A 9,095-nucleotide genomic window follows, 5' to 3' on the forward strand; every position below is an offset into this window, starting at 1 on the left:
TCGCGACGAAACGTATGTTGTGCAGAATGAGCATTGGCGCTCACAGGTAAAAACCTGTGGGCGCTTTTTTTTGGGATTTTTCAGAGTGGATTGCCGATGAGCGCCATTGAGCAGACAGCAACGCCGTTAACCGCCACACAGCAAACGCAGACCACCTGCCCTTACTGCGGTGTTGGCTGTGGCGTTGATATCAGCCAGCAGAATGGACAGCTGTTACCGGTCGCCGGAGACAGCCGCCATCCGTCTAACTTCGGCCGCTTGTGCGTAAAAGGTTCAGCGCTGCATGAAACCATCAGCCATAACGGCCGCCTGATGTATCCGCTCATGAACGGCCAGCGCAGCAGCTGGAGCCAGGCCATCAACCTTATTGCCGATAAAATTCAGCAAGTGATTCATACCCATGGGCCGGATGCTGTGGCCTTTTATGGCTCCGGCCAGCTGCTGACCGAAGATTATTACGTTGCCAATAAGCTGATGAAGGGCTTTATCGGCAGCGCCAATATGGATACCAACTCCCGTCTGTGCATGGCCTCGGCCGTTGCCTCCTATAAGCGTGCGTTTGGCTCCGACACCGTACCCGGCTGCTACGAAGATTTAGAGCAGGCCGACCTGCTGGTGCTGACCGGCTCCAATGCGGCATGGGCCCACCCCGTTTTGTATCAACGCATGGTGGCCGCGAAAAAAGCCAACCCGGATATGAAAGTGGTGGTGATTGATCCGCGCCGCACCGCCACCTGTGATCTCGCCGATCTGCATCTGGCTATCCGTCCCGGCAGCGATGCTTTTCTGTTTACCGCCCTGCTGGCGTATCTCGGTGAAACCAATAACCTCGACCACGATTTTATCGCCCTGCATACCGAAGGTTTTGGCAGCGCGCTGGAGGCCGCACGGCAACAATGCCGCAGCCTGAAAGACGTTGCCGGCCAGCTGGATATAGAAGCCTCAGATCTGGCGCAGTTCTTTCATTGGTTTGCCGATACCCCACGCACGGTTACTTTTTATTCTCAGGGTATTAACCAGAGCGCGACCGGCACCGATAAAGGCAATGCCATCATCAATGTGCATTTAGCCACCGGCCGTATTGGTAAACCCGGCGCCACGCCCTTTTCCATTACCGGTCAGCCCAATGCTATGGGCGGCCGTGAAGTGGGCGGACTGGCTAATCAGCTGGCTGCGCATATGGATTTTTCCGCTGCCGAGCGCGACCGGGTACGGCGCTTCTGGCAGGCACCCAATCTGGCCGAACGTCCGGGCCTGAAAGCCGTTGACCTGTTTCAGGCAGTTAAACGCGGCGAGATCAAATTTCTGTGGATTATGTCCACCAACCCGCTGGTCAGCATGCCCGATGCCGACGATGTAAAAGAAGCACTCAAACACTGCGAACTGGTGGTGGTTTCCGATTGCATGGCCGATACCGATACTGCTGCCGCTGCCCATGTATTGCTGCCAGCAGCCAGCTGGGGCGAAAAAAACGGCACCGTCACCAACTCCGAACGCCGGATTTCACGTCAGCGCGGTTTTCTGCCGCCACCGGGTGAAGCCATGCCCGACTGGTGGATTATCACCCAGGTGGCCCATGCCCTGGGTCATGCAGATGCATTTAACTACAGCCATCCGGCCGATATTTTTGACGAACATGCGAGACTCTCGGCATTTGAAAATAACGGCAGCCGTGATTTTGATTTAAGCGGATTAAGCTGTATGAGCCGCGCGCAATACGACGCCATGGCACCGGTACAGTGGCCGGTGAATGCGCAATATCCGCAGGGGCGTCAGCGCTTTTTTGATGACCGTCGCTTCTATACCGATAACGGTAAAGCACGCTTTATTGCCGTTGCCCCCGAACTGCCAGTCCCCCGCACTGGCGGCGATCTGATTATGAACACCGGCCGTGTACGCGATCACTGGCACACCATGACCCGCACCGGTAAAGCACCGAGGCTGGCACAGCATATCAGCGAACCATACGCCGATATTCACCCGCAGGATGCCGCCCTGCGCGGGATTGAAGACGGCTCACTGGTACGGATATTCAACCCCCGTGGCAGCCTGCTGCTGCGTGCCCATATCAGTGATAACCAACGCACCGGCGAAATATTTGTACCCATGCACTGGACCAGCCGTTACGCCAGTGCCGCACGCATGGGTACCCTGACAGACAACAGCGTGGACGCTATCTCCGGTCAGCCGGAACTGAAATACAGTGCGGTTAATGCCGAGCCTTTCCGCCCCGGGTGGCAGGGCTTTGTGTTAAGCCGCCGTGATATCGGCACGCCGGATTGCGCTTACTGGGCCTGCGGTGTGTTTGGCGACGACATCCATAATCCTGGCATGTACTACGAAGTGGCCGGTCAGGGCGATGCCGGCCAGTTTGTCGATGCTCTGCGTCAGCGGCTGCCGGACCAACCGTTAAAAGGCCAGTGGTTAACGCTGAGCGACCCCGCTCAGCAACATTACCGCCATGTTCTGATTGTTAATAACCAGCTTGAAGCCGTCATTTTTGTTCATAAAGATCTGCAGTTCAGTAACCGTCAGTGGCTGACCGAATGCTTTGCCCAGAGCGAACTGAGCAGCCAGCAGCGCCGTGCTCTGCTTGCCGGCCAACCGGCTGATGCCCCGGATCATGGCGCTATTGTGTGCTCCTGCTTCCAGATCGGTGAAAAACAGATTATTCAGGCCATTAATAACGGTTGCGACAGCAGTGACGCACTAGGCAAGGCTCTGCGTTGCGGCACCAATTGCGGCTCCTGCATTCCCGAGTTAAAAACCCTGCTGGCCAGCCACAGCGCCGGTAGCGATACACAACCTGCAGCCCTGTTCAGCGACGCGGCCTGCACTGCAGTGGAATTATAATGATGACAATACAGGCAAAAAATCCGGTAAAACGTGCGTCCTCTTTGCATGCATCCAAACTGACCAATCCACCAGGCAGCAAAGAGCAGAAAGGTTCAGGAAAAGTCTGGCTGGTCGGCGCCGGTCCGGGCGATCCGGAATTGCTGACCTTAAAAGCCATGCGGGTCATCGCCGAGGCCGACGTGGTGCTGTACGACAGCCTGATTTCTGACGATATTCTCGCCCTGCTGCCGCGCCAGTGTGCACGTATCCATACCGGTAAACGTTGCGGCGCGCATAAAATGACGCAGCAGGATATTAATAAAGCCTTGTTATCGGCTGCCGGAAAATACCAGCGCGTGGTACGTTTAAAAGGCGGCGATCCTTTTATTTTTGGTCGCGGCGGCGAAGAAATGGAATACCTGCAACAGCGCGGCGTGGAAGTGGATATTGTCCCCGGCATTACCGCCGCCGGAGGCTGTGCCGCGGCAGCCGGTATTCCCCTCACCCACCGCGATTATGGCAATGCGCTGGTACTGCATTCCGGTCATAGCAAATTTAACGAATTTTCTCCGTGCCAGAATCCAACCCGGGTATTTTATATGGGCCTGCGCCAGGCCGGGCCGATTACCGCCCAACTGCTGCAGGAAGGCCTGCACGAATCCACCCCGGTGGCTTTAATCACCAACGGCACGTTAGCCAACCAACAGGTTTTTAAAGGCGTACTGATGGATCTTGCGTATCTGGCCGAACGTTATCTGAAAAGCGAGAGCGATGGTCCGGGGCTGATTATTGTCGGGGAAGTGGCAGCGATGGCACGCAGTAATAAAGAACTGCAGGCTGAGCTGAATGCACAGGCAGTAGCCTGAGGATATAAAAAAGCCCTGCTCTGCAGGGCTTTCGTCTGGCATTAATAAATATAAGCGTAATGACTCGTGCTTAATTAAGCCCCGCCGCTGCAGCCCGCGCGACATGCAGCTTTTTGTAGCTGGCAATCAGACGCAGGTGTTTATCCAGCCCTTCCAGCTGCATGTTGGTTGGTGTTAAGCCGTAAAAACGCACACTGCGTTCAATGGAACCGACAACAGCATCCATACGCTCGTTACCGTACATACGGCGGAAATTGCCGATGTAGTCTTCAGGCTCCAGTTCGTCATCAAGCACCACTTCCAGCATCACGTTCAGCGCCTGATAAAACAGCCCGCGCTCAACCGTATTGTCGTTAAACTGCAGGAAGGTTTCGGTCAGCTCTTTCGCTTCTTCCAGACGATCCAGTGCCAGATAAATCAGCAGTTTCAGTTCCAGAATGGTGAGCTGCCCCCAGACGGTGTTGTCGTCAAATTCAACGCCGATCAGGGTGATAATATCGGTGTAGTTATCCAGACCGCTTTCTTCCAGACGCTCAGCCAGATCTTCCAGTTGCTCATCATCAAGGCTGTGCAGGTTAAGAATATCTTCGCGGAAATACAGCGCTTTATTGGTGTTATCCCAGATCAGGTCTTCCACCGGATACACTTCAGAATACCCTGGCACCAGAATCCGGCAGGCATTAACGCCTAAATCGTCATACACCGCCATATAGCTTTCCAACCCGAGTTTTTCCAGAATGGCGAACAGGTTGGCCGCCTCTTCTTCGTTGGATTTTTCGTTATTGGCAGAAAAATCCCATTCAACAAAATCGACATCGGCTTTGGCACTGAAAAAGCGCCAGGACACCAACCCGGTTGAATCAATAAAGTGCTCAACGAAATTATTCGGCTCCTGCACGGCCTGGCTTTCAAAGGTTGGCTGCGGCAGATCATTTAAGCCTTCAAAACTGCGGCCCTGTAATAATTCGGTCAGGCTCCGCTCCAGTGCTACTTCAAAACTCGGGTGGGCGCCAAAAGAAGCAAACACACCGCCGGTACGCGGGTTCATCAGGGTGACGCACATGACCGGGAAACGGCCGCCAAGGGAGGCATCTTTTACCAGAACCGGAAAGCCCTGCTCTTCCAATCCCTGAATACCGGCAACAATACCCGGATATTTCGCCAGCACGTCCTGCGGAACATCCGGCAGCGCGATTCCATTTTCCAGAATTTCGCGTTTTACCGCGCGTTCAAAAATTTCGGACAGACACTGTACCTGTGCTTCAGCCAGGGTGTTACCGGCACTCATGCCGTTACTGAGAAACAGGTTTTCAATCAGATTAGAGGGGAAATAGACCGTTTCGCCGTCAGACTGACGCACATAGGGCAGCGAGCAGATACCGCGTTCAACATTGCCCGAGTTCGTATCGTACAAGTGTGAGCCACACAGTTCGCCATCCGGGTTATAAATATCCAGACAGTATTCATCGAGAATGTCCTGCGGCAGTTCATCGTTCGGGCCGGGTTTAAACCAGCGCTCCTGCGGGTAATGAACAAAATCGGCGTTAGCGATCTCTTCGCCAAAAAACTGATCGTTATAAAAGAAATTGCAGTTCAGGCGTTCAAGAAATTCGCCCAGCGCCGAGGCCAGCGCACTTTCTTTGCTGGAGCCTTTACCATTGGTAAAACACATCTGCGAATCGGCATCACGGATATGCAACGACCAGACATTCGGCACGATATTGCGCCAGGAAGCGATCTCGATTTTCATGCCCAGATCGGCCAGCTTACCCGACATATTGGCAATGGTCTGCTCCAGTGGTAAATCCTTGCCCGGAATATAGGTCGCCGCATTATCGGCCGGCAGTGTCATCAACAGCGCCTGTGCGTCTTCGTCGAGGTTGTCGACCACCTCAATGACAAACTCCGGGCCGGTTTGTACAACCTTTTTAACCGTACAGCGGTCAATGGAGCGCAGAATCCCCTGACGGTCTTTCTCGGAGATATCTTCCGGCAGCTCGACCTGAATCTTGAAGATCTGGTTATAACGGTTTTCCGGATCGACGATATTGTTCTGCGACAGGCGGATATTCTCAGTCGGGATATCACGGGTCTGGCAGTACAGCTTAACGAAATAGGCCGCACACAAGGCTGAAGAGGCCAGAAAGTAATCAAACGGTCCCGGTGCGGAACCGTCTCCCTTGTAGCGGATCGGCTGATCAGCCACCACGGTAAAGTCGTCGAATTTGGCTTCCAGACGGAGGTTGTCGAGAAAATTGACCTTAATTTGCATGCGGGAATACCAGAATAAGCGGGTTGCAACCGGGCGTTCAGCCTGCCCGGATCAGAATGAGCGCTATTATCCAGTTTTTAGGCGCGGAGTCTTGTTTGCTTTTTGAAGTGCTCCTGAGGAACCCTCTGCTCAGCCCTGCCAGTCATAAGAAAACTGTCCTTCCTGCCGCGTTCTCCCGCCCCTCCTTATTATGTTCCCTATTCATAACACCATTGGCGGACGTTATACTGGCGGGCCAAGTCATCACCGAGCCGGAATATGGACGTTACACCCGATATCAGGACATCACTGGAAGATACCCTGCAACGCTGGAGCAACACGCTGCTGAGCCGCAACAATACCCCATCAACATTCAGCAACAGCGCTGGCTGGCGGCAGCATTTCTTTGTCTTTGACGCCATTGATATCGGGCATGCAGTGATTACCTTCGATGAGCATGAGCAGGCTTTTATTGCCAGTTACTGTTTTAATCAGGAACATTTTATATCCGATGCTTTTCCCACCGAGGCAGAAGCACTTGCCAGCAAGAGTTTTTCCCTGCGTAACAGCAATCTGCATCAGCATCAGGCGATTTACCTTGGTCTGCAGTGGCAGATACTGAACAGAGCCTGCGACAGCAGCACCTTCCCTGATGACGCCCCGAGTGCCTGTGACCGCTTTGTCCAGCGCGCTGGCAATAAAGTATGTGTCAACGATTACGACTGTCGTGAGACCAACAATATTGCTCTTTCTCTGGGCAATAAAGCCTATGTACAACCGTCTGATTGCAGCATCATCACCGAATCATTGCCTGCGCGCTCGTCACCCGCCATCAAAGGCGAGATGGCCTTTGTGATCTGTGATCAGCCCGATGACGATGGCAAAAATGTTGAAATACAATTCCGCCTGACTTGCGATTTTAAAACCAAAGGCAAAGCCTATCGTGCGCACAGCATTGTCCGTTTTTACGAAACGGAGAATATCGGCTGGTATGAAATTCCGGCAAAAGACCAGCTTAAAGCACAGATACATCTCTTGCTGAAGAGCGCCATCCTGCACAACAAAACAGAGCTGGAGAGAAAATTTGGCGGCGCCTTCAGAGAGGGACCAGCCTTTCCTACGGACAACGAGAAGATTGCATTGTTAGCGGAGGATATGTGGAGCCGGATTATGATTGACTATATCTGACGGTTTCTCTTTCTGGGTAATGGCCTAATTTATTTGGCAACCTGGCGATGGGTGACATTTTCCCAAAAACGTACAGCTAGCGCGAAACCGAAGACAGCTCAGCCGCGAATTTAAACTCGCATTGACTCAACTGCTAGTAGACCATATCGGTATTCAGCTCAGGTGCCGGAAAATCCACCCTTGAGAACTGAGTTCTACGATTGCGGAAACAACGCAAGTTGCAAACACCAAAAGGACAGTAATGCCCATAAAGAAGGCTGGCCAGATTTATTTGACCACTATACTATTCAAACACATAGTGCTTCACATCAAAGCTTATAAAGAGCATACAGGAGGCGCTTAAAGATCAGGCTGATTACAGACCTTCAGAGGAGCTGAATTTTAATATGACTTCATTAGATGATACTGGCATGAGCGACATAAGTATTGGTGGTTTTTAAATGAAAAGTGTTTCAGTGGTATACATGAACGCTCTCTGTGTTTTAATAATTATTTGCTGGTTTTGTGAAGATTATATAACCGCTAATGTTTGGGGCTTGTTAGCTTCTGCGGTCTTTTTTTGTATATTTTCCTGTGTTGCAGTTACGCCTTATTTGAAGTCTTACTCCCTTACGAAGATGTTTGTTGGGTATGGTTTTTTGCCTTTCTATCTCTATACGTGGCTTTGGCCTTCTATGGTAGCCTAAATCTTCTCTTTTATTCCTGCGAAGGTGTCAAAGGAACGATAAGTTTTAGAGGGGATGTATCATCATCCGCAAAGGGGGCTGATGTTGTTACACTCATTGATGGTAAGTTTGTTTTCATTAATACCTTTCCGCGTAGTTATACAAACAGTGAACTAGAATATCTGGGACGTAAGTGTGGAAGTGTTACGGTGCTTGATGAGCTTAGCGTACTAAAAAGATACTAAATGATGTACTAATGGGCTTTATGAATTACCGGATCTCATACTGCCAGGCTCTCAGAAAAATACTGACAGCCTGATAAGGCTTGGGGGAATCAGATATCAATCAAACCCGCCCCCTGCCAACAAAAAAATCCTGATAAACGTCGAAAGTTATTTGGCTCTCTTCAAAACCAGAGCGGAAATAGTAAAACAATTGAGCTGCATATCGTACAGGCCACGTTATCATCTGCTTACCTTCCCCCCGTACGCCGCAACGCTTTTTCAATTAATTCCGCCTCCCGGTGTTTGCCCATCGCCCTGAGCTCACGGGCAAAAACAGGCCATGGAGGAAAATGAGCCATAAATGGATTCGGGTCCGCGCCGGTGTACATTCCCCCGCCCGGACCGGTATAGAGGCCACCGCCCGGGCCAGTGTATAAACCACCGCCAGGCCCCGTATATAAACCGCCCCCGGGGCCAGCATAAGCACCACCACCAGGCCCGATATACAATCCACCACCAGGGCCTTTATAAGCTCCGCCGCCCGGTCCGCGGTACAGGCCGCCGCCTGGACCGACAGATGCGCCCCCTCCGGGACCGCGATACATGCCTCCGCCGGGGCCGGAATACGCACCACCACCGGCGCCAGTATAAAGATTACGAACCCACATGACCGGTTCACTCATAGCAATGTCCTTATCTTATGTTTCCGTCCGTTAAACGGCTGTCAGCTCCATATGCAACAGCGGGTAAGGTTGTAGTGGTCAACTAATTCCGGACACGGTCTTAAGTAATTCTTCGGCTGCCGATGGGCTCAGCCCATTGTTAGCACTGTGTGGCCTGTAGCTGTTGTAGTAATGCATCAGATACCGGCCCACATCCATTTTTGCTTCCATCACCGAACGATACCCCTTATCCGGTATCCACTCGGTTTTCAGACTTCGGAATAAACGCTCCATCGGCGCATTATCCCAGCAGTTTCCGCGGCGACTCATACTCTGCTGCATCCTGTAACAACAGAGCTGTTGCCGATATTTCAGGCTTGTATATTGAGCGCCCTGATCGGAAT

At 52.2% G+C, this 9,095-nt stretch carries 5 protein-coding genes; 3 read left to right on the plus strand and 2 right to left on the minus strand.

Annotated elements, in window-relative coordinates:
* The first annotated feature begins 96 nt into the window (after positions 1 to 96).
* Entirely contained in the window at positions 97 to 2,853 is a 2,757-nt protein-coding gene (locus B3P58_RS04520) for a nitrate reductase (protein ID WP_286716297.1), read from the plus strand.
* Positions 2,853 to 3,701 carry a uroporphyrinogen-III C-methyltransferase gene (gene cobA / locus B3P58_RS04525; RefSeq protein ID WP_225691932.1) on the plus strand — a complete coding sequence of 283 codons (849 nt, stop codon included), beginning with the start codon at positions 2,853 to 2,855 and terminating at the stop codon, positions 3,699 to 3,701. The genes B3P58_RS04520 and cobA overlap by 1 nt, the downstream gene beginning before the upstream one ends.
* 70 nt (positions 3,702 to 3,771) lie before the next feature.
* On the opposite strand, the gene B3P58_RS04530 is transcribed toward cobA, so the two are convergent.
* Positions 3,772 to 5,973 (minus strand): OsmC domain/YcaO domain-containing protein, encoded by a 2,202-nt coding sequence (locus tag B3P58_RS04530; protein ID WP_286716300.1) that lies wholly within the window; start codon positions 5,971 to 5,973, stop codon positions 3,772 to 3,774.
* 258 nt (positions 5,974 to 6,231) lie between these two features.
* Here B3P58_RS04530 and B3P58_RS04535 point away from each other — a divergent pair, with 258 nt between their 5' ends.
* Positions 6,232 to 7,140: a hypothetical protein gene (locus B3P58_RS04535; RefSeq protein WP_286716301.1), complete on the plus strand. Its 909-nt coding sequence runs from the start codon at positions 6,232 to 6,234 to the stop codon at positions 7,138 to 7,140.
* A gap of 1,650 nt (positions 7,141 to 8,790) precedes the next feature.
* Here B3P58_RS04535 and B3P58_RS04540 read toward each other — a convergent pair.
* Positions 8,791 to 9,095 (minus strand): integrase core domain-containing protein (locus B3P58_RS04540; protein WP_286716303.1); only part of this gene is annotated, 305 nt, incomplete at its 5' end.

The sequence above is a fragment of the Thalassolituus sp. UBA2009 genome, assembly GCF_002335285.1.
GTDB classification, from domain to species: domain Bacteria; phylum Pseudomonadota; class Gammaproteobacteria; order Pseudomonadales; family Oceanobacteraceae; genus Venatoribacter; species Venatoribacter alkanivorans.